General features: G+C 31.2%; 22 protein-coding genes and 1 pseudogene. 16 read left to right on the top strand and 7 right to left on the bottom strand.

Annotated elements, in window-relative coordinates:
* Nucleotides 1-39: 39 nt before the first annotated feature.
* The 3 genes from rlmD (at nucleotide 40) to dinB (ending at nucleotide 3,430) form a co-directional block, all read left to right on the top strand.
* Nucleotides 40-1,401, top strand: coding sequence for a 23S rRNA (uracil(1939)-C(5))-methyltransferase RlmD (gene rlmD, locus KA830_RS10700; RefSeq protein ID WP_064209722.1), 1,362 nt, complete (start codon nucleotides 40-42; stop codon nucleotides 1,399-1,401).
* A gap of 204 nt (nucleotides 1,402-1,605) precedes the next feature.
* The gene (locus KA830_RS10705) at nucleotides 1,606-2,160 is read left to right on the top strand and encodes a DUF3267 domain-containing protein (protein WP_046207962.1); all 555 of its coding nucleotides are present in this window, start codon (nucleotides 1,606-1,608) and stop codon (nucleotides 2,158-2,160) included.
* Between the two features lie 199 nt (nucleotides 2,161-2,359).
* Nucleotides 2,360-3,430, top strand: a complete 1,071-nt coding sequence (dinB, locus tag KA830_RS10710) for a DNA polymerase IV (RefSeq protein ID WP_070039292.1) — start codon at nucleotides 2,360-2,362, stop codon at nucleotides 3,428-3,430.
* A 38-nt stretch (nucleotides 3,431-3,468) separates the two neighbouring features.
* On the opposite strand, the gene KA830_RS10715 is transcribed toward dinB, so the two are convergent.
* Together KA830_RS10715 and KA830_RS10720 are read right to left on the bottom strand one after the other, a co-directional pair.
* Nucleotides 3,469-4,023, bottom strand: coding sequence for a 3'-5' exonuclease (locus KA830_RS10715; RefSeq protein ID WP_046207960.1), 555 nt, complete (start codon nucleotides 4,021-4,023; stop codon nucleotides 3,469-3,471).
* A gap of 215 nt (nucleotides 4,024-4,238) precedes the next feature.
* Complete coding sequence (locus tag KA830_RS10720) at nucleotides 4,239-4,745, bottom strand: ferritin (protein ID WP_046207959.1); 507 nt, start codon at nucleotides 4,743-4,745, stop codon at nucleotides 4,239-4,241.
* Nucleotides 4,746-4,915: 170 nt separating this feature from the next.
* Between KA830_RS10720 and murT the strand changes: the two genes are divergently transcribed.
* Both murT and gatD read left to right on the top strand, forming a co-directional pair.
* On the top strand, nucleotides 4,916-6,235 hold the full coding sequence (murT, locus tag KA830_RS10725; protein WP_046207958.1) for a lipid II isoglutaminyl synthase subunit MurT: 1,320 nt from the start codon (nucleotides 4,916-4,918) through the stop codon (nucleotides 6,233-6,235).
* On the top strand, nucleotides 6,232-6,957 hold the full coding sequence (gene gatD / locus KA830_RS10730; RefSeq protein WP_064209718.1) for a lipid II isoglutaminyl synthase subunit GatD: 726 nt from the start codon (nucleotides 6,232-6,234) through the stop codon (nucleotides 6,955-6,957). The genes murT and gatD overlap by 4 nt, the downstream gene beginning before the upstream one ends.
* 70 nt (nucleotides 6,958-7,027) lie before the next feature.
* Here the strand turns inward: gatD and KA830_RS10735 are convergent.
* Nucleotides 7,028-8,015 (bottom strand): annotated as a pseudogene (locus tag KA830_RS10735) (FUSC family protein).
* A 176-nt stretch (nucleotides 8,016-8,191) separates the two neighbouring features.
* On the opposite strand from KA830_RS10735, the gene map reads away from it, so the two are divergent.
* The 5 genes from map to vraR all read left to right on the top strand — a co-directional run bounded on the left by map (nucleotide 8,192) and on the right by vraR (nucleotide 11,812).
* Nucleotides 8,192-8,944, top strand: a complete 753-nt coding sequence (map, locus tag KA830_RS10740) for a type I methionyl aminopeptidase (protein WP_046207955.1) — start codon at nucleotides 8,192-8,194, stop codon at nucleotides 8,942-8,944.
* A gap of 104 nt (nucleotides 8,945-9,048) precedes the next feature.
* Nucleotides 9,049-9,435 (top strand): hypothetical protein, encoded by a 387-nt coding sequence (locus tag KA830_RS10745; RefSeq protein ID WP_210134248.1) that lies wholly within the window; start codon nucleotides 9,049-9,051, stop codon nucleotides 9,433-9,435.
* Nucleotides 9,436-9,451: 16 nt separating this feature from the next.
* Entirely contained in the window at nucleotides 9,452-10,153 is a 702-nt protein-coding gene (gene vraT, locus KA830_RS10750; protein ID WP_073345877.1) for a cell wall-active antibiotics response protein VraT, read from the top strand.
* On the top strand, nucleotides 10,150-11,193 hold the full coding sequence (gene vraS, locus KA830_RS10755; RefSeq protein WP_046207953.1) for a sensor histidine kinase VraS: 1,044 nt from the start codon (nucleotides 10,150-10,152) through the stop codon (nucleotides 11,191-11,193). Before vraT ends, vraS begins: the two co-directional genes overlap by 4 nt.
* Nucleotides 11,183-11,812, top strand: a complete 630-nt coding sequence (gene vraR, locus KA830_RS10760; protein ID WP_019469616.1) for a response regulator transcription factor VraR — start codon at nucleotides 11,183-11,185, stop codon at nucleotides 11,810-11,812. Before vraS ends, vraR begins: the two co-directional genes overlap by 11 nt.
* Before the next feature lie 69 nt (nucleotides 11,813-11,881).
* Here vraR and KA830_RS10765 read toward each other — a convergent pair whose 3' ends face one another.
* The 3 genes from KA830_RS10765 to KA830_RS10775 form a co-directional block, all read right to left on the bottom strand.
* A complete protein-coding gene (locus tag KA830_RS10765) occupies nucleotides 11,882-12,970 on the bottom strand; it encodes a YihY/virulence factor BrkB family protein (RefSeq protein WP_046207952.1) in 1,089 nt (362 codons plus the stop codon).
* 304 nt (nucleotides 12,971-13,274) lie between these two features.
* Entirely contained in the window at nucleotides 13,275-13,559 is a 285-nt protein-coding gene (locus KA830_RS10770; protein ID WP_046207951.1) for a YtxH domain-containing protein, read from the bottom strand.
* 7 nt (nucleotides 13,560-13,566) lie between these two features.
* The gene (locus KA830_RS10775) at nucleotides 13,567-14,031 is read right to left on the bottom strand and encodes a low molecular weight protein-tyrosine-phosphatase (RefSeq protein WP_046207950.1); all 465 of its coding nucleotides are present in this window, start codon (nucleotides 14,029-14,031) and stop codon (nucleotides 13,567-13,569) included.
* Nucleotides 14,032-14,163: 132 nt separating this feature from the next.
* On the opposite strand from KA830_RS10775, the gene KA830_RS10780 reads away from it, so the two are divergent.
* The 3 genes from KA830_RS10780 (at nucleotide 14,164) to KA830_RS10790 (ending at nucleotide 16,296) form a co-directional block, all read left to right on the top strand.
* Nucleotides 14,164-14,367 carry a DUF1128 family protein gene (locus KA830_RS10780; RefSeq protein ID WP_046207949.1) on the top strand — a complete coding sequence of 68 codons (204 nt, stop codon included), beginning with the start codon at nucleotides 14,164-14,166 and terminating at the stop codon, nucleotides 14,365-14,367.
* Between the two features lie 14 nt (nucleotides 14,368-14,381).
* On the top strand, nucleotides 14,382-15,620 hold the full coding sequence (locus KA830_RS10785) for an aminopeptidase (protein WP_046207948.1): 1,239 nt from the start codon (nucleotides 14,382-14,384) through the stop codon (nucleotides 15,618-15,620).
* 154 nt (nucleotides 15,621-15,774) lie between these two features.
* A complete protein-coding gene (locus KA830_RS10790; RefSeq protein ID WP_046207947.1) occupies nucleotides 15,775-16,296 on the top strand; it encodes an acyl-CoA thioesterase in 522 nt (173 codons plus the stop codon).
* A 118-nt stretch (nucleotides 16,297-16,414) separates the two neighbouring features.
* On the opposite strand, the gene yfkAB is transcribed toward KA830_RS10790, so the two are convergent.
* Nucleotides 16,415-17,575 (bottom strand): radical SAM/CxCxxxxC motif protein YfkAB, encoded by a 1,161-nt coding sequence (gene yfkAB, locus KA830_RS10795; protein WP_176745331.1) that lies wholly within the window; start codon nucleotides 17,573-17,575, stop codon nucleotides 16,415-16,417.
* A gap of 176 nt (nucleotides 17,576-17,751) precedes the next feature.
* Between yfkAB and KA830_RS10800 the strand changes: the two genes are divergently transcribed.
* The 3 genes from KA830_RS10800 to sgtB all read left to right on the top strand — a co-directional run bounded on the left by KA830_RS10800 (nucleotide 17,752) and on the right by sgtB (nucleotide 19,663).
* The gene (locus KA830_RS10800; protein WP_019469624.1) at nucleotides 17,752-17,922 is read left to right on the top strand and encodes an SE1561 family protein; all 171 of its coding nucleotides are present in this window, start codon (nucleotides 17,752-17,754) and stop codon (nucleotides 17,920-17,922) included.
* A gap of 89 nt (nucleotides 17,923-18,011) precedes the next feature.
* Entirely contained in the window at nucleotides 18,012-18,530 is a 519-nt protein-coding gene (locus KA830_RS10805; RefSeq protein WP_204180537.1) for a type 1 glutamine amidotransferase domain-containing protein, read from the top strand.
* Nucleotides 18,531-18,850: 320 nt separating this feature from the next.
* Nucleotides 18,851-19,663 (top strand): monofunctional peptidoglycan glycosyltransferase SgtB, encoded by an 813-nt coding sequence (gene sgtB / locus KA830_RS10810; RefSeq protein WP_046207945.1) that lies wholly within the window; start codon nucleotides 18,851-18,853, stop codon nucleotides 19,661-19,663.
* Nucleotides 19,664-19,973 lie beyond the last annotated feature (310 nt).

The raw sequence follows: 19,973 nt of genomic DNA on the forward strand, positions 1-19,973 counted from the left end.
ACTACAAATAGCCTAACCTCTTTTATATGGGGTGACAAAATGAGCATAATACAAAAAAATGAAATTATAGAAGGACGTGTAATTGATTTAACACATGAAGGACATGGCGTTGTAAAGTTAGACCGTTATCCTGTGTTTGTTCCTAATAGTTTAATAGATGAAACGATTAAATTTAAAGTGATCAAAGTAAAAAAGAATTTTGCGATAGGTAAATTAATAGAAGTTAAAGAACAAAGTAGTGAACGTGTCGAGCCACCCTGTGTATATTATTACAAATGCGGGGGCTGTCAATTACAACATATGACATACCAAGCTCAATTGAATATGAAGAAAGAACAAGTGGTTAATTTGTTTCATCGAAAAGCAGATTTTAAAGAAACGATAATTAATGAAACAGTTGGTATGGAAAACCCCTGGTATTATCGAAATAAATCACAAATACCCGTTGGAAAGAATAAAGAAGGAGAGATTATCTCAGGTTTTTATAGACAAAGAAGTCACGATATTATAGATATGGAAACATGTTTAATTCAAGACCAATTGCATCAAAAAGTTATGAACCAACTTAAAGTTTGGTTTAACGAATTAAATATTAGTGTTTATAATGAACAAAAAAAACAAGGGCTTATGAGACATGTTGTTATACGTACTGGACACCATTCAAGAGAATTAATGGTTATTTTTGTGACAAATGGCAGGAAATTTAAACAAAGTGATTTACTTGTACAAAAATTAATTGATACATTTCCTGAAATCACGAGTATTAAACATAATATCAACAATACACATTCCAATGTGATATTAGGAGCCGAGTCTAATACCTTATATGGTGAGACAACAATTAATGATAAATTATCAGACGTTACTTTTAAAATAAGCGATCAATCTTTTTATCAAATTAATTCGATACAAACTGAAAAATTGTATCAACTTGCGATTGAATATGCAAACTTAAATCAAGATGATATTGTCCTGGATACATATTGTGGTATTGGAACAATAGGTTTATATATGGCACCAAAAGCAAAACATGTTTATGGAGTAGAAGTCGTGCCAGAAGCCATTGAAGATGCACAACAAAATGCGACTATAAACCAATTTGAAAATACTACTTTTGTCTGTGGTAAGGCAGAAGAGGTTATATTAAAATGGAAATCACAAGGAATTAAACCAGATGTAGTGATGGTTGATCCACCTAGAAAAGGCTGTGATGAAACATTTTTACAAACATTATTAGAATTAAATCCAAGAAAAATTGTCTATATTTCATGTAATCCATCTACACAGCAACGTGATGCGCAATATTTAGCGCAACATTACAAACTAACGAAAATTACACCAGTAGATATGTTTCCACATACAACACATGTTGAAACGGTTGCACAATTCAACCGTATTTAAAAATAGCTTAATAGATAAGTGTTATTCAATAAACTTTGTGTAAAGTTAATTAACTTGTTATTTACTCAGTATTGCAGTTTATTTCAATCTAAGAAGATTTGTTAAAATTCAATTACAAGTCATTAACTTTGTTCAATAGCTCTTTCTAAGTGGATAAAATCATTGTATACTCTAGGTAACAACAAAGCATTTGGAGGGTTGCTAATGTTTAAAATTGAGTTGTTTTCTAATAAAAAGTTATTAGAAGGATTTTTACTATTCCAATTGACAATAGTAATGATCAGTATATTGCTATCGTATAAATTTGCTTATTTATTTGCTTCAGTTATAGAGCAAAATATCTTATTTAATTTAATATATGGTATTTTAGGTTTTACAATTGTTTATTTCATACATGAATTGATTCATAACTTGATGTTTCGCATTTTATCAAAAGGTCAAAAACCAATTTATCGAGTTAAGTATGGTTTGGTAAAGTCACATATGCCACAAGTTTATTTTAAAAAATGGCAATATAGCTTGATTATGTTAGCCCCTTTAATTGTTATATCATCCATTTTATTTATCGTATTTTTTATTACGCCTTATTCATCTATCATATTTATAGCAAGTTTTCACATTGGCTATTGTGTTATGGATTTATATTTACTTTCCGGCGTATTAAATGACAAGGTTGAAGTGATAGAAGACACTGAGGATGGTATTAAATATTATACAAAAAACCCTTCAAATGAATTGCAAACTGAACCAAAATCATAAAAAATAATTAATCTGAGTTAGTATTACTACTATATACGCAGTTGTTTTTATGGATCATTGCGTGTTAAAAAAGTGGTTAGCTAACTCTTTTTTGTATGTTTTTTTTGTTATGAGCATATATTATGTAACAAAATCATTTAGATTGTAAGATAAATATCAAAAGCATCATAATATGAATTTTAAAAGGGAGGTGTGTGCATTGTCAGAAAGAAGGATTATTCATATAGATATGGACTATTTCTTTGCTCAAGTAGAAATAAGAGATAATCCAAATTTGGAAGGGAAGCCAGTCATCGTCGGTGGAAAGGCAAGTGGTAGAGGCGTGGTGTCAACAGCTTCTTATGAGGCAAGAAAATATGGTGTTCATTCTGCAATGCCCACCGCACAAGCTCATAAATTATGTCCGAATGGTTTTTATGTATCACCTAGATTTGAAGCTTATAAAGAAGCTTCAAATACAATTATGAATATTTTTAAAAGTTATACTGAAATTGTCGAACCATTGTCATTAGATGAGGCTTATTTAGATATTACGCATTTAGTGCGACCTGATTTACCAGCGTCTATGATTGCACAATATATTCGCAGAGATATATATGAAGCAACTAAGTTAACATCCTCTGCAGGTGTCTCGTACAATAAATTTTTGGCGAAGTTAGCGAGTGGTATGAATAAGCCTAATGGTCTAACTATTATTGATTACAAAAATGTACACGATATTTTAATGGGATTAGATATTGGAGATTTTCCAGGGGTGGGTAAAGCTTCAAAAGAAAAAATGCATGAACATAAAATTTATAATGGTCAAGATTTGTATAATCAAAGTGAACGTGAATTAATTCGTCTTTTTGGAAAACGCGGTTATGGATTGTACAATAAGGCAAGAGGTATAGACAATAATGAAGTGAAAGCTACAAGAATTAGAAAATCCGTCGGCACAGAACGTACTTTTGCAACTGATATTAACGATGATGATCAAATTCTGCAAAAAATATGGGAATTAAGTCATAAAACAGCTGAACGCTTAGCCAGAATTCAAAAATCTGGCAAAACCGTTACTGTTAAAATTAAAACTTTTAAATTTGAAACTTTGTCAAAACAAAGAAGTTTGAGAGATCCAGTAAGAAATGAGACGGATATTTATAACATCGCCTATAGTTTATATACTGAATTAAAAGATTCAGAAACACCAATTAGATTGGTCGGTGTGACAGTGGGTAACCTAGAAAAGGCGACCTATGAAAATATGACAATTTACGACTATATTTAAGTAAAATACAAAGGTAATATAGACTGATTTTAAATCCATTAATCTTTATCTTTTAACTGTTTACCAAATATTGATAACATACTGTTTAAATCATCATAGTGTTGTAATAGTCTAAAGGTAATCATTGCACATGCTTTCGCATCATTTAAAGCATCGTGATGACCATGAAAATCTAGATTGTAATAATGCATCATGTGGCTCAACCCATAACGATGACTATTTATTGTTTTTCTAGACAGTTGTAGTGAACAAAAATAAGTAATTGTTGGCGTTTCTTGTCCAATTTGTTTAATACTGTCATACAACACATTCATATCAAAAGCTGCGTTATGAGCAACTACTGGTAAACCATCAATGAATTGCATCATATATGGATATACTGACTCAAATGTCGGTGCATCTTTCACATCATTTGGATTAATACCATGAACTGCAATGTTTTGTTTTGAAAAATAGTCATTTGGATTAACTAGTGTGTAAAAAGATTCTGTAATTTGATGATTGATCACTTTGACCATTCCCACTGAACATATACTCGTTCTTTTTCCATTTGCAGTTTCAAAATCTAAAGCAATATAAGCATTAGCTGTCATCAAGCAAGAATCCTTTCTCTTATAGAATATGTTATGACTTTATATAATTCTCTTTTCGAAGTCAAGTGAGTAAAACTCAATGATACAAATAGTTGCACCTGCTAGTCTTTGCTGCTGACTCATAAATACTTAAAAAGCATGCCAACATCATTGGCATGCTTTTGTATAGTTATTAATAACTATATAGAAATAAGTAGTGAGTTACCACACTAACTCTATGCTTCATCTTCATTAAATGAACGTGAGGCTAATTCTTTCTCATATAAATATAAAGTATTACTATCATCACCGATACGTTTTAAGTAATCAATATGTGTATCAAACATTGATTCTTCTTCGACTTGTTCATCTAGGAACCAATTTAAAAATGAAATCGTAGCATAATCTTTATCTTTATTAGCTAAATCAGATAAGTTATAAAATCTGCGTGTTACGTCTTGTTCTTGAGCTAAGCCATCTTCAAAGGTTTCTAAGATACTTGTGAATTCGGATTTAGGTGCTGGTATCGAATTAAAGATTGCTTGTTCACCACGATCATTGATGTAATCATAAATTTTCTTACCATGAAATCTTTCTTCTTTTGCTTGCTGGATATAGAAATTAGCAAAGCCTTCGTAGGATTTGCTATCACAATATGCAGCCATTGCCATATAGGCGTGTGCAGCAAAATATTCGTGATTCATTTGTTCATTTAATGCATCTAATAATTCTTTATTCAACATAAGTCAAAGCCTCCATGTATCATTTTTTATTAGTATAGCAAATTTATTCTCATTCGTAAATAATAATTATTCTAATCTGGGAGGTTGATATATATATTTGCATTGAGAATTGTTTGGAATACAACTTAATCGTGTTATAATATTTGAGTGAATAGTAGAGGAGGAAGTAGATGAGACAATGGACTGCAACACGCCTAGCGAGATTGGCAAGACAAGTAAGTCGTACTGTTGGGAAAAAAGGAACAGACTTACCAGGTCAAGTCGCTAGAAGAGTGGATAAAAATATTTTAAGAGAATTAGCATCTCATGTTGATGAGATTGTATTTATAAGTGGTACAAATGGGAAAACGACTACATCAAATTTAATAGGTCATACGTTAAAAGCAAACCAAATTGAAATCATACATAATAATGAAGGTGCAAATATGGCTGCTGGAATTACATCAGCTTTTATTTTGCAACTTAAAAAAAATACTAAAATTGCAGTTATTGAAATTGATGAAGGTTCTATACCAAGAGTACTAAACGAAGTTACACCTACAATGATGGTCGTCACTAATTTCTTTCGTGACCAAATGGATCGATTTGGGGAAATCGATATTATGGTAAATAATATTGCAAAAGCAATTGATAATAAAGGTATAAAATTATTATTAAATGCCGACGATCCTTTTGTTAGTAGATTAAAGATAGCAAGTGATACTGTTACTTATTATGGTATGAAAAAGCATGCGCATGATTTTGAACAAAGTTCTATGAATGAAAGTAGATATTGTCCTAATTGTGGTCGTTTATTACATTATGATTATATTCATTATAACCAATTAGGCCATTATTATTGTGAATGTGGTTTTAAACGAGAAAAAACAAAATATGAAGTATCTCAATTTGATTTAACTCCATTTCTTAACTTAAATGTTGGTACTACAACATTTAATATGAAAATTGCAGGCGATTTTAATGCATATAATGCAATTGCTGCTTATACCGTGCTCAGAGAACTTGGATTAAATGATGCGTCAATTCGAAAAGGGTTTGAAACTTATACTTCTGATAATGGCAGAATGCAGTATTTTAAAAAGGGTACCAAAGAAGCTATGATCAATCTAGCAAAAAACCCTGCCGGTATGAATGCAAGTCTCTCGGTCGGTGATCGAATAGAAGGGAATAAAGTTTATGTTATCAGTTTAAATGATTATGCTGCGGACGGACGTGACACATCTTGGATTTACGATGCTGATTTTGAAAAATTAGTGAATCAACAAATAGAAGCTATTATAGTTACAGGTTCACGAGCGGAAGAGCTACAATTAAGATTAAAACTTGCAGAGATTAATGTACCGATCATATTAGAAAGTGATATCTACAAAGCGACTGCGAAAACAATGGAATATACAAATAGCTTTACTGTAGCAATACCTAACTATACTTCACTTTCCCCTATGTTAAAGCAATTGAACCACTCTTTTGAGGAGGACAAAGTAAAATGAATGAGTTGACGGTCTATCACTTTATGCCCGATAAATTAAATTTATATAGTGATATAGGAAATATCATTGCACTTAAACAACGTGCTAAACGCCGTAATATCGAACTAAAGGTAGTAGATATTAATCAGACAGAAAATGTTACTTTCGATGAATGTGATATCTTTTTTATTGGTGGCGGTAGTGACAGAGAACAAGCATTAGCTACACAAGAATTAACTAAAATTAAAAGCAAGTTGAAAGATGCGATTGAAGATGGCTTACCCGGTCTAACTGTGTGCGGTGGTTACCAATTTTTAGGACGTAAATACGTTACGCCAGATGGTACAGAATTAGACGGTTTAAATATTTTAGATTTTTATACAGAATCTAAAAAAGATCGTTTGACAGGAGATATTGTAATCGAAAGTAATACTTTTGGCACAATAGTTGGATTTGAAAATCATGGGGGACGTACTTATCATAATTTCGGGACTTTGGGAGAAGTTACGCATGGTTTTGGTAATAATGATGACGATGCCAAAGAAGGTATTCATTACAAGAATTTATTAGGTACGTATTTACATGGACCCATACTACCTAAAAACCATGAAATTACAGACTATCTATTAGAAAAAGCGTGTGAACGCAAAGGCATTGTATTCGAACCGAAAGAATTAGATAATACTGAGGAAGAAGCAGCTAAGAAAGTCATTATTGAACGCGTTTCTCAACAGAAAAAATAGAATTTCGACTTTATTAAAACATAAAAAATAGCCTAGGCTATTTTTTATGTTACGTATTTAATGTTATTCTTTAAGCAAATCGACTATTTAAAATTCTATAAATTAATAGTATTTCATAGACAATATGACTTTTTAATTGGTTTTTATCAAACTCATCTAAACCTTTGACCGTGGATTTAAGTAATGACGCTGATTCAGGATGACGTTCAAAAATATCCGGTACTATGTATATTATTTATACTGTCAGCAATATTCAGCATAGCAAGTTGCTCTTCTTTAGTAAAAGTAACCTGCGTGTCTTTTGGCAAATAAACTAAGTTAGATAGGTGTGTTATGAATAAGCGATTTGTATGTGTACGTGTAGTTAAAGACTTTAAACGAATCCATTCTGAATGATGATGTTTATGATAACTGAGTTCGTCTTTTTGATAAGAAAGCAACGTTTCGACTTTTTGATTTAAATTTAATAAAGTGGCAAGTTGTTGATTGGTCGATCCATTATAAAATTTACCAACAACTAGTTGGCGTATACGCTTATGAAATAGTGCATACATTTTTTCTTCTGTTAAATTAATAGCATCATCCAGTTGATCATAATATTTGGGTGGTAAGACAATAAAGTTTACTAATCCAGCTGTTACTAATCCAATAATAGCTGTTAATAGTCTGGAAAAGAAATTAAAATAATAAGCATCATGTATACCAGGGATCATAGCCATTGCGGTTAATGTTGCTACAGTAGTACCAACTTGTAAGTTCAATTTTGTACATAAAATAATGGTGAATGTTGCACTAAATGCATAGGCAAAAGCAGATTGATCACCAAAAATAAAAGTGAAAATCACGGCAAATAATGCACCAATAATTGTAGCAGGAAGTCTTCTATACCCTTTTATTAATGAAGCCTTAGCGGTTGGTTCAATTGTGACTATAGCTGTTAATATAGCGAAAATTGGGTTTAAATTTAAGGCTAAACAAAAAAGAGCAGTTAAAAATGTAGCTAAACCTGTTTTTATTGTACGTGCACCAACAATATTTTTATACCAAGAATCATTCATATTAAAACTCCTATATAAATAAACGTTTAATGATTTAACCAGAATTGTAAAACTGGTTATGTCATTACTTCGTTAAAATGTTAAACTATATATGATAAAAATTTTCTAATTTATTATATCAAAAAAAGTCTGCTATAATAAGAAGGAATATAATTTACAAAAAGGAACGGGATAAAATGATTGTAAAAACAGAAGAAGAATTAACAGCACTAAAAGATATTGGATACATTTGTGCACTTGTCAGAGACAAAATGCAAGAAGCTACTAAACCTGGTATTACTACAAAAGAACTTGATGATATTGCAAAAGATTTATTTGAAGCACATGGAGCTATTTCAGCGCCAATTCATGACGAAAACTTTCCAGGCCAAACTTGTATCAGCGTAAATGAAGAAGTGGCACATGGTATTCCTGGAAAACGAAAAATTCGTGAAGGCGACTTAGTAAATATTGATGTTTCTGCCTTGAAAAATGGCTATTATGCGGACACAGGGATTTCATTTGTAGTTGGTGAAGCGGATAATCCATTGAAACAAAAAGTTTGTGATGTTGCATTAGAAGCATTTGATGCAGCTATGACCAAAATCAAGCCTGGTGCGAAGCTAAGTCAAATTGGTAAAGCAGTCCACGCGACGGCACGTAAAAATGATTTAACTGTGATTAAAAATTTAACAGGTCATGGTGTAGGTCAGTCATTACATGAATCTCCAAGCCATGTGATGAATTATTATGATCCAAAAGATAAAACATTGCTCAAAGAAGGCACTGTAATTGCTGTTGAGCCATTTATTTCTTCAAAAGCAACATTTGTTACAGAAGGTAAAAATGAATGGGCTTTTGAAACGCAAGATAAAAGCTTTGTTGCTCAAATTGAACATACCGTTATAGTAACGAAAGAAGGACCAGTTTTAACTACTAAAATAGATTAGAATAAGTTTCGGTCTAAAGTCCTAATATAAGATGGTTCCGGAGCCTATACTAATGGTTCCGGATATTTTTTATAATAGAATCTAATCAATCATGAGGTGATTCTATGAATTATATTACGACTTATTTAGAAAAAATGACCAAACAAACCTTTTATTCAAGCTTAATTGAGTATAGACAATATCTTGATAAAAAATTAAGAAGTATAGAAATGTACATAAATTATCTGTTTGAAAGAAAAACTTATGTAGCTAGGCTAATAGATCATTTAACATTATCTTTAGAAAATAAATATATCGACATTTTAGATGAATCTGATATTGAATGTGCACAGGAAATTGAGCACTATGATATAGAAAAAATTAAAAATGATTTGAATGAAATGGAAGCAGACTACGCACGTATTGTAGCCGATTTATCACAACAAGCTAAAGAAAAAGTAAATGTTGAAACAGAATTTGATTTAATCGAACAAATTAGTTTAGTCGCTTGAAGAAAGGTGGCGAAACATGACTCATAAATATATATCAACTGAGATGTTGATTGTGTTTACAGCATTAATGATAATAGCTAATTTCTACTATATTTTCTTTGAAAAAATTGGCTTTATTTTTGTATTATTATTAGGCTGTATATTGGTTTATGTAGGATATTTATATTTTCATAAAATACGAGGTTTATTGTCATTTTGGATAGGGGTATTACTTATTGCTTTTACTTTATTATCCAATAAATACACGATTATTATATTATTTATATTTTTAATTGTGTTAATAGTGAGATATATCTTTTATAGATTTAAACCGTTGAAAATTATTGCGACAGAAGAGGCAGTTGAATCTCCAGAATTTATTAAACAAAAGTGGTTTGGTGAGCAACGTACACCTATTTATGTTTATAAATGGGAAGATTTACAAATACAGCATGGTATTGGTGATATTCATATAGATATGTCTAAAGCTGCTAATATTAGAGAACATAATACGGTAGTAATCAGACATTTTTTAGGTAAAGTGCAAATTATTGTGCCTTTAAATTACAATATAAAATTACATTTTTCAGCACTTTATGGCAATGCATACGTCAATGAAACATCATATAAAGTTGAAAACAACAATATTAAAGTTAGTGAAGAAACAAAAGAAGATAATTATGCTGTTAATGTCTATTTGTCAACATTCATAGGAGATGTTGAGGTGATTTATAAATGAATCACTACATAAGAGCAATAGGGTCGATGTTGATATTAGTTTATAGTACATTTTTCGCTATGTTTTTTATAGATAAAGTATTTGTGAATATTATATATTTTCAAGGTATGATTTATACACAAATCTTTGGTATTCCAGTTTTACTATTTATTAATTTATTAGTTATATTACTATGCATCATAGTTGGCTCAGTATTAGCATATAAAATCAACCAACAAAATCATTGGTTACAAGATCAAATTGAGCGTTCTATTGAAGGACAAACAGTTGGTATCAACGACCAGAATATAGAATTATATAATGAAACAATTGAATTATATCAAACACTTGTACCGCTCAATCAAGAAGTTCATAAATTACGTTTAAAAACACAAAATTTAACGAATGAATCATATAATATGAACGATGTGAAAGTTAAAAAAATAATTGAAGATGAAAGGCAAAGACTGGCTCGTGAGTTACATGATTCCGTAAGCCAGCAACTATTTGCAGCAAGCATGATGCTCTCTGCCATTAAAGAAACTGATTTGAAAGCACCTTTAGATCAACAAATTCCAGTATTGGAAAAAATGGTCCAAGATTCACAATTAGAAATGCGCGCCTTGCTATTACATTTAAGACCAATTGGCTTGAAGGATAAATCACTTGGCCAAGGTATCAAAGATTTAGTGGTTGATCTACAGAAAAAAGTGCCAATGAAAGTCGTACATGATATTGAAGATTTCGACGTTCCTAAAGGCATTGAAGATCATTTGTTTAGAATTACACAAGAAGCAATTTCAAATACATTAAGACATTCAAAAGGTACAAAAGTTACAATTGAATTGTTTAATAGAGAAGAATATTTATTATTACGTATACAAGATGATGGTAAAGGCTTTAACGTTGATGATAAGGTAGAACAAAGCTATGGGTTAAAAAATATGCGTGAACGAGCACTTGAAATTGGCGCAACATTTCATATAGTATCACTGCCAGATTCAGGAACACGGATTGAAGTCAAAGCCCCATTAAATAAGGAGGATTCGTATGCCGATTAAAGTATTATTTGTTGATGATCATGAAATGGTCAGAATTGGTATTTCTAGTTATTTATCTACTCAACCAGATATAGAAGTAGTCGGAGAAGGGCAATCGGGGAAAGATGCAATTGAAAAAGCACATGAACTTAAGCCTGATTTAATTTTAATGGACTTACTCATGGATGATATGGATGGTGTAGAAGCTACAGAACAAATCAAGAAAGATTTGCCACACATTAAAGTTGTTATGCTAACCAGTTATATTGAAGATAATGAAGTATACCGTGCTTTAGATTCTGGTGTAGATAGTTATATTTTAAAAACGACAAGTGCCAGCGATATCGCCGAAGCGATACGTAAAACATATCGTGATGAATCTGTGTTTGAAGCAGAAGTGTTGGTTAAGATGAGGAATCGTATGAAACAACGCGCTGAATTATATGAGATGTTAACTGAACGTGAGATGGAGATATTATTATTAATCGCTAAAGGTTACTCAAATCAGGAAATTGCTAGTGCTTCACATATTACAATCAAAACAGTTAAAACACATGTCAGTAACGTGTTGAGTAAATTAGAAGTACAAGATAGAACTCAAGCTGTAATTTATGCATTTCAACATAATTTAATACAATAAAAAAAGCTAAAACCTAAGCAAATAATGTGTGCCTAGGTTTTAGCTTTTTAAATTTATATATAAAGAAAATTAAGTCGTTTCATTTACATCATTATTTTTTTCTTCTTCAAGTTGATCAATGGTAATTTCTTCTGGTGTCTTACCTGCAACAACTTTTCTTTGATGCATAATAGCATTGATTTCAGCACCAATGATGATGATAAAACCAGTGATATAAAGCCATAGCATTAATATAATGATACCGGCAATACTGCCATATGTTTTAGAATAATTAGCAAAGTTTGAAATATAAATACCAAATAAATAAGAGCCGCCTAAAAATACGATAGTTGCAAAAATAGCACCAGGTATAACTGAAAGCATTTTAATTTTAACATTTGGCGCTAATGTGTATAAAACCATAAATGCAATTAGAACGACAATAACGGGCAATACAAAACGTACTGTATCAAATACCCATTTCACTTGTTCACCAAGTCCAATAGGCCCAAATAATAGATCGCCAATTTGTTGACCAAATGTAGGTAAAACAAGCGCAACTGGCATTACGATTATCATTGCTAATGTGAATAACACGCTATATAGTTTAGAAACTACAAAGTTTCTACTATCTTCAACATCATATGCGACATTGAACGAATTCATTAATGCAGTCATACCGTTGGATGCAGACCATAATGCTGCGATTAACCCAATAGATAGTAAGCCACCACTAGCATTGTCCATAATATCACCGATAATAGATGATACTTGTGGTGCGTAATCTTGTGGTACATGTTCCTTAATCATGCTTCTAATTGAACCTTGTTTAATACCGAGATATGGCACAATAGATAACAAGAAAAGTAACATAGGAAATAGTGACAGCATAAAATAATAGGATAATTGTGCTGATAATCCTGATGCATCGTCTTTTCCTATTCTATATACTAAATAAGAGAAAAAATTTGAATCTTTAGTATATTTTGCTGGTTTATTGATACGTGAGACAAAAAATTCTTGATTATCTTTTTTTGGTGATTTCGATTTGAATTCATTTGGTGTTATGTATATGCGATCACGTTCAATTTGTTCGTGCTTATCTTTTTTGTTCTTTTGTTCTTCAACTTCTTTAGTTTCATTCAGAAAATTAGAAGATGTTTTTTCATTTTTAGACATATCAAATCTCCTTGTGTACTGATATTTTACGTATACAGTTTAATATACTGTAAAATCTATTAAAGGTAAATATGTGTTGCCACATTCTTTTGAAATAAAGTATCTTTTGAGAAATAAAATATCAGATAATAAATCAAAAATAAAGAGGGTAGGAAAGAAATCATAACTAACAAGTTGATTTCCAATTCCCACCCCCGGCTAAGTTGACTATGTTATATTTCTGCTAGTCATCTTTGACGATTCACTTCAATTTATAAATATGAAATAGATAAACATTTATAATGTTCATTAGTAAAGCTGTTCCTTAATTTTTCAAACGATTATTTTTGCGTTCAACAAATGTATCCTTTGCATCTTTTAAAGAACGTTCTAACTCAGGATTATTACGTCTAATTTCTTCAATTGCATCTTTCCAATATGAAACTTCATCTTTAATGTTAGAAAATGCTGAAGGCTTTTGTGAACGATTACCTTCTTTAATATCTTTAATTGATTGTTTTAATGATTGGCGTGTAGATTTGTCAGCAAGTGTTGCTGCGCCTCCTATTACAGCACCTAATAATATACCTGGAATTAATTTGTTTTGCATGATGTTGTTACCCCTCTCTTAAATTAGCATCTTTAATAATGAAATCAATTAAATTATCACAAGACGATTGTACCATTTTATACACGCCTTCGAAATTGTTTGTATAATAAGGATCTGGTACATCAGTTTCAGTCATATCACTGAAATCTAACAATTTAAATAATTTTCCTTTAATATTTGGATTAATACTTTGAATATCATCAACGTTGCTTTGATCCATAGCAATAATATAATCAAAGTCGTCGTTAGAATCAAATAGTTCACTAATCATCCCATCAAATGGAATATGATGTTCAGTTAATATTTTTTGTGTCCCTTCGTGAGGTGATTGACCAAGATTCCATTTACCTGTACCTCTTGAAGTGACTTCTATACCATCGATACTTCTATCTTTTAATCTTTGGCGCATTATAGCTTCTGCCATAGGTGAGCGACAAATATTTCCTAAACAAACAAATGCAACTGTAATCATATATTGACCTCCAAATTATATAATCCTATTTCCCATTTTAATGTTTTTTTAATCATTTCTAAAGAGGAATTATGATAAAAGTTTTACAAGGTTAGCAAATTTGATAAAATAAATTAAAAAGAGGTGAGAGTTGTGACTAAAAATAACGAAGAAATGATTGAAGAAATTCGTGATCGTTTAAATCTAGTTAATCAAAGTTTAATCAATCCCGAAAAATATAAATCTGCTGATGCGCAAGAAGTAAAAGAGGTATATGATTATGTAACTTCGAAAGCCTCATTTACGCCAAGTGAAGCTTCAGCAATTGCAGATGCGCTTGGACAAATTCGTAAATAAGGGAGAGTTTAAATATGGGGCAATTACAACATAAAATGAAACAGTACGCTGAATTATTAGCAGGCATTGGCATGAACGTACAAGAAGGCCAACCAGTATTCATCCGTTCAAGCGTAGATGCTTTAGAATTGACACATTACATAGTTGAAGCAGCATATAAAAGAGGGGCTTCAGATGTGAAAGTAGAGTATAGTGATGATCGTTTAGCACGTCTTAAATTTGAAAATGAAACAGTTGAACATTTTGAAAAAAATGAAGTTAAGACATACGAGGTAGCTAAACGCATGGATTATGTTAACCGTGGTGCAGCAAATCTAGCATTAATTACTCAGGATCCAGATTTATTAAATGGTATAGATAGTGATAAATTAGCCACGTTCCAAAGACAATACGCTACAGCATATAAAGGTTATATGGAAGCAAGTCAGAAAAATCAATTTCCTTGGTGTGTAGCTGCATTTCCATCAAAAGCGTGGGCAGCACGTGTATACCCAGAATTAACTGTAGAAGCAGCATATGAAAAATTTATTGATGAAGTCCTAGACATTGTACGTGTAGACGGAAATGATCCAGTGGTAAATTGGGAAAAGCATATTGCAAATTTAAGTAAACATGCAGATAAATTGCAACGTAAAAGCTATGAGGCTTTGCATTATATCTCTGAAGGAACTGATCTAAAAATTGGTCTTCCAGAAGGGCATATTTGGGAAGATGCAACGAGTTATACAGAGAATGGTCAAGCATTTGTTGCTAATATTCCGACAGAAGAAGTATTCACAGCACCGCATCGATTGAAAGTGAATGGATATGTAACGAATAAATTACCATTAAGCCATAACGGTAATATTATTGATGGATTTACACTTACATTTAAAGACGGTGAAGTAGTAGACTTTAAAGCCGAACAAGGTGAAGAAGTACTACGTGATTTACTGAATACAGACGAAGGAGCCAAACACTTGGGTGAAGTGGCTTTAGTACCAGACGATTCCCCAATTTCTAATCGGAATACAATATTTTATAATACGCTATTTGATGAAAATGCCTCTTGTCATATTGCATTAGGTTCAGCTTATGGCTTTAATATTGAAGGTGGCACAACGATGACTACTGAAGAAAAATTAGCACATGGATTAAACGATTCACTGGTCCATGTCGACTTTATGATTGGTAGTTCTGATTTAACGATTTATGGAATCACAGCAAGTGGCGAGCAAGAACTGATTTTTGAAAATGGTAATTGGGCTAATTAATCATTTTAAAATAAAAATAGTTTAATCATTAGATATTTTTCAATTAAAATCATCATTTTCGGGGTGGGACGGCGAAATCTTTTTAATAAAAATAGATTTCTGTCCCACTCCTAATTTATATTTGCTTAAGTTTAAAAAAGGGAAGGAATATATTATGGGAACTACTAAAATGAAATCGATGTCTGAATCGAGAAGTGTTAAAGCAAGACAAGTATTTCCGCAAGATACGAATCATCATCATACGATGTTCGGTGGAATGTTGATGGCTAACATTGATGAAATAGCAGCAATTACAGCAATGAAGCATAGTAACGCACAAGTTGTTACGGCATCTACAGATTCTGTTGATTTTTTAAAGCCAATTAAAACGGGCGATATCGTTTCATATGAGGCAATGGTGTCATATGCAGGTACATCATCAATGGAAGTATGTGTACAAATTACAATTGAGGATGTTTTGAAAAATGAAAGGCACCTAGCAGCGCTGAGTTTTTTGACTTTTGTTGCACTGGACAATGAAGGTAAACCATCAAATGTACCACAAGTGTATCCAGAATCAAAAACTGAAAACTGGTTTCATGAAACAGCATTAGCGAGGGTTAAGCGCCGTAAAGAAAGAAGACAAGAAAGTAAAGAAACAATTGAGTTTTTAGCTAGTGTGCAGCATATTGAATAAAGATAAGGAATGTCTATTCCGAATATGATGATTGAAATCTTAGTTTTGACTAAGGATATTCATCTTATTTGAAAATGACATTCCTTTTTGATTGAATTATCAAATTTAATAGAGATGATCAATGCATAGGATAACGTCGATGCATATCTATTTCATTTTGTTTGAAATTTGTATCAGGATAATACATATTTTTCACAAGTACATTTGGTCCTAAGCAATTAAATTTAGGGCAATGGCAGTTTAATGATTGTGCTAAAGGTGTCTTTAACCATGCATCAAAAACATCTGTGAGTTTATCATTTTTAATATTTGATAAAGTACCATTTTCATCACCAAAATCAGTCACTATAATGTTTCCAGAGAACACATTCACATTTAATCTATTTCTACCATCTGGATCATTTCGCATCGTAACATTTTTGGAATTTCTTAATCTATGTAGTAATGCTTGATCATCTTCGTTGGAAATACATGGGTAAATGGGTAATGTTCCAAAAAGCATCCATATATCTGGATGTCGAATATCTAGTAAGTGATGAATTGCTTCTTTGATTTCAGCTAATGATAACACCTCTAATTGACTAGCAAAGTCAGAAGGATACATCGGATGAATTTCATGTCTTTGACATTTCATATCATTAACAATTTCATTATGTATTTTATTCAGATAAGGTCTTGTACTTTTGTTTAACATTGTTTCAGCAGAAATGAACATGCCTTGTTCAGAAAGTGTTTGAGCGTTTGATAACATTTGATCATAAAGTCTCAATTTTGCTTTCAATGGTGGCTGTTTTTCCATTGCTCCAAATCCAACTTCTGTAAATTCATCTATCGTTCCCCAATTATGTGAAATATGCATTACATCAATATATTCAGCTATATCTAAATATCTGTCGATAGGTAATGTAAGATTTGAATTCATTTGAACATAAATCCCGCGTTCATAGGCGTATTTCAATAGTGGTTTCACAACATTTTTAATAGATTTCTTTGAAAACATAGGTTCACCACCAGTGATGGACATCGTTTTTAAATTTGGGATTTCATCCAAACGTCGATAAATTAAATCTATTGGTAAAGGAGAAGGGTCTGCAGTTTGAAGTGTGTATCCTACCGCGCAATGACTGCAACGCATATTACAGAGATTCGTCGTGGTGAATTCAATATTACTTAAAGTTAATGCATTATGTTCTTGAATATCATTATAGGTTTCCCATGGATCATTAAATATAGATATAGGTTTTTTAATACTAGATAATATAGATTTTTGATATGTCATTTAAAACATCCTTTTATTAAAGCTTGGTTTAGGTTTAAATATATGAAATGGTTAAACATATAGAAATTATTCTAATTTTGTTAAATTATTTCAGTTTATAATTATTAAGACTTTAGCAAAATTTGTCAAATCCATGTTAGTATAATAATATCTGAAAAAAAGGAGTTACTAATACAATGGATGACAATCAAACAATAGATCAAATAAAAAAGAGATTAGAAAAATTTATGAATGATATCGATCATGTGAACCCAAATGAAGTTAAAGTAGAAGACATAGACGAATGGATTGGCTTATTAGATCAATTAGAAGAAAAAGTTAAATCAGTTTCGAAATCATCAGATTAAATTTCGGAGTATTGAAAGTTTTTATGTTTAAAAAACTCTAGTTTCGTCTATACAGAGTATATAACATAAATATGGAAAGGTGATAATTCATGGCTAAAAAAGTAGCAATTATTGTAACGAATGAATTTGAAGATGTAGAATTAACAAGTCCTAAAGAAGCAATTGAAGAAGCAGGACACAAAACTGTTGTTATTGGAGATGAAGCCAATAGTGAAGTTGTTGGGAAACATGGTGAAAAAGTTTCTGTGGATGTAAGTATTGCTGATGCAAAACCAGAAGATTATGATGGATTATTAATTCCAGGTGGTTTCTCACCTGATCATCTACGTGGTGATTCTGAAGGCAGATACGGTACATTTGCTAAATACTTTACCAAAAATGATGTCCCAACGTTTGCAATTTGCCATGGACCACAAATTTTAATAGATACAGACGACTTATCAGGTAGAACAGTAACTGCAGTACTAAATGTTCGTAAAGATTTAGCGAACGCTGGTGCACAAGTTGTTGACGAATCTGTAGTTGTTGATAAGAATATTGTAACTAGTCGTACACCTGATGATTTAGATGACTTTAATAAAGCAATCGTAGATCAATTAAATGCCTAATCATTTGTGGTACGTCAATTTTAAAAAATGGTATTAATGAAATAGTTGTCTATGTTTTAGATGAATTTACTTTGAATGTGCTAAAGTGGTTCATTATAAAATATAGGCAACTTTTTTGTTTCTTATTAGCATTGAATTTTAAATTCAAACCGTATTTTGGTATTGAGATATTATAAATTTTAAAAGCTTTGATCATAATGCCATGATAGGAGTTACATATACACCCTTGGACTGATTTTTATGATTTACTATAGATAAAAATTCCAACAATTGATAAACTCACTTATAATGATATGAGAGCAATATAAAGGAGCTACCGCATGAAAAGAAGCGATCGTTATAAGCAAACAACCAAAAAATCTCAAGCTGATACTGTAAACGAACCTCAATATAATACTTATTTTCAGCCAGTAACAAAAACAAAAAAACAGAAAAAAGGAAAAGGACTTTTCTTCAAATTACTTATTCCTATTTTAATTGTTTTAGGAATATTTATTGCTATAATGTATGCTTTGAGTACGCGCGCAGATATTGATGAATTAAAAAAAATAGAAAATAAGAATTCGTTTGTATCTGTCTCAAACATGCCAGAATATACTAAAGGTGCATTTATAGCTATGGAAGATGAACGCTATTATAGGCATCACGGATTTGATATAAAAGGGACGTCAAGGGCACTTTTTTCGACATTAAGTGATAAAAATGTACAAGGTGGAAGTACAATCACGCAACAGGTAGTAAAAAATTATTTTTATGATAATGAACAGTCTATTACACGTAAAGTTAAAGAATTGTTTGTAGCTCATCGCGTTGAAAAAAACTACAGTAAAGATGAAATACTTAGTTTTTATATGAATAACATTTATTACGGTAGTGATAATTATTCAGTAGAATCAGCTGCAAATTATTACTTTGGGGTTACGACAGATAAAAATAATCAAGAGTTGCCACAAATTTCAGTTTTACAGAGTGCCATTTTAGCAAGCAAAATTAATGCACCTAGTGTTTATAACATCGATGATATGTCGGATAATTTCATAAATCGAGTGAAAACTGATTTAGAAAAAATGAAACAACAAGAATTTATTTCAGATGAACAATACAAAAATGCATTATTAGAATTAGGCGTATGATTATAGTAATATCAGCAAGTATCACGAGAAGTATAAGATAAGTTGTCAAAGAGAAGTCCCTGCCTTAGTAGTCATGAAAAAATGAATGCTTGGAAGGGGCTTTTTTAAATATTTTAAAAATACAAAATACGTTAATTTCAACTGTGCAATGAAGGTTTTTTAAATGCTTGTTAAGTACTATAAAATATATTGAAATTTGTAGATTAACGATGTCATTTTGTGAAAGGAATAAACCTTGAACCATGATATAATTTGTATATAAAAATAATGAAGTTGAAGTTTGCAAATAAAAATCACTATAATTCCATTC

It is taken from the genome of Staphylococcus sp. GDY8P119P, assembly GCF_017892075.1.
GTDB lineage: Bacteria > Bacillota > Bacilli > Staphylococcales > Staphylococcaceae > Staphylococcus > Staphylococcus ureilyticus.

Bases quoted from the DNA above. Each gene is read 5' to 3' on its own strand.
- rlmD (WP_064209722.1), top strand. From the start codon at position 40: ATGAGCATAATACAAAAAAATGAAATTATAGAAGGACGTGTAATTGAT.
- KA830_RS10705 (WP_046207962.1), top strand. From the start codon at position 1,606: ATGTTTAAAATTGAGTTGTTTTCTAATAAAAAGTTATTAGAAGGATTT.
- KA830_RS10715 (WP_046207960.1), bottom strand. From the start codon at position 4,023: ATGACAGCTAATGCTTATATTGCTTTAGATTTTGAAACTGCAAATGGA.
- KA830_RS10720 (WP_046207959.1), bottom strand. From the start codon at position 4,745: ATGTTGAATAAAGAATTATTAGATGCATTAAATGAACAAATGAATCAC.
- murT (WP_046207958.1), top strand. From the start codon at position 4,916: ATGAGACAATGGACTGCAACACGCCTAGCGAGATTGGCAAGACAAGTA.
- gatD (WP_064209718.1), top strand. From the start codon at position 6,232: ATGAATGAGTTGACGGTCTATCACTTTATGCCCGATAAATTAAATTTA.
- map (WP_046207955.1), top strand. From the start codon at position 8,192: ATGATTGTAAAAACAGAAGAAGAATTAACAGCACTAAAAGATATTGGA.
- KA830_RS10745 (WP_210134248.1), top strand. From the start codon at position 9,049: ATGAATTATATTACGACTTATTTAGAAAAAATGACCAAACAAACCTTT.
- vraT (WP_073345877.1), top strand. From the start codon at position 9,452: ATGACTCATAAATATATATCAACTGAGATGTTGATTGTGTTTACAGCA.
- vraS (WP_046207953.1), top strand. From the start codon at position 10,150: ATGAATCACTACATAAGAGCAATAGGGTCGATGTTGATATTAGTTTAT.
- vraR (WP_019469616.1), top strand. From the start codon at position 11,183: ATGCCGATTAAAGTATTATTTGTTGATGATCATGAAATGGTCAGAATT.
- KA830_RS10765 (WP_046207952.1), bottom strand. From the start codon at position 12,970: ATGTCTAAAAATGAAAAAACATCTTCTAATTTTCTGAATGAAACTAAA.
- KA830_RS10770 (WP_046207951.1), bottom strand. From the start codon at position 13,559: ATGCAAAACAAATTAATTCCAGGTATATTATTAGGTGCTGTAATAGGA.
- KA830_RS10775 (WP_046207950.1), bottom strand. From the start codon at position 14,031: ATGATTACAGTTGCATTTGTTTGTTTAGGAAATATTTGTCGCTCACCT.
- KA830_RS10785 (WP_046207948.1), top strand. From the start codon at position 14,382: ATGGGGCAATTACAACATAAAATGAAACAGTACGCTGAATTATTAGCA.
- KA830_RS10790 (WP_046207947.1), top strand. From the start codon at position 15,775: ATGGGAACTACTAAAATGAAATCGATGTCTGAATCGAGAAGTGTTAAA.
- yfkAB (WP_176745331.1), bottom strand. From the start codon at position 17,575: ATGACATATCAAAAATCTATATTATCTAGTATTAAAAAACCTATATCT.
- KA830_RS10800 (WP_019469624.1), top strand. From the start codon at position 17,752: ATGGATGACAATCAAACAATAGATCAAATAAAAAAGAGATTAGAAAAA.
- KA830_RS10805 (WP_204180537.1), top strand. From the start codon at position 18,012: ATGGCTAAAAAAGTAGCAATTATTGTAACGAATGAATTTGAAGATGTA.
- sgtB (WP_046207945.1), top strand. From the start codon at position 18,851: ATGAAAAGAAGCGATCGTTATAAGCAAACAACCAAAAAATCTCAAGCT.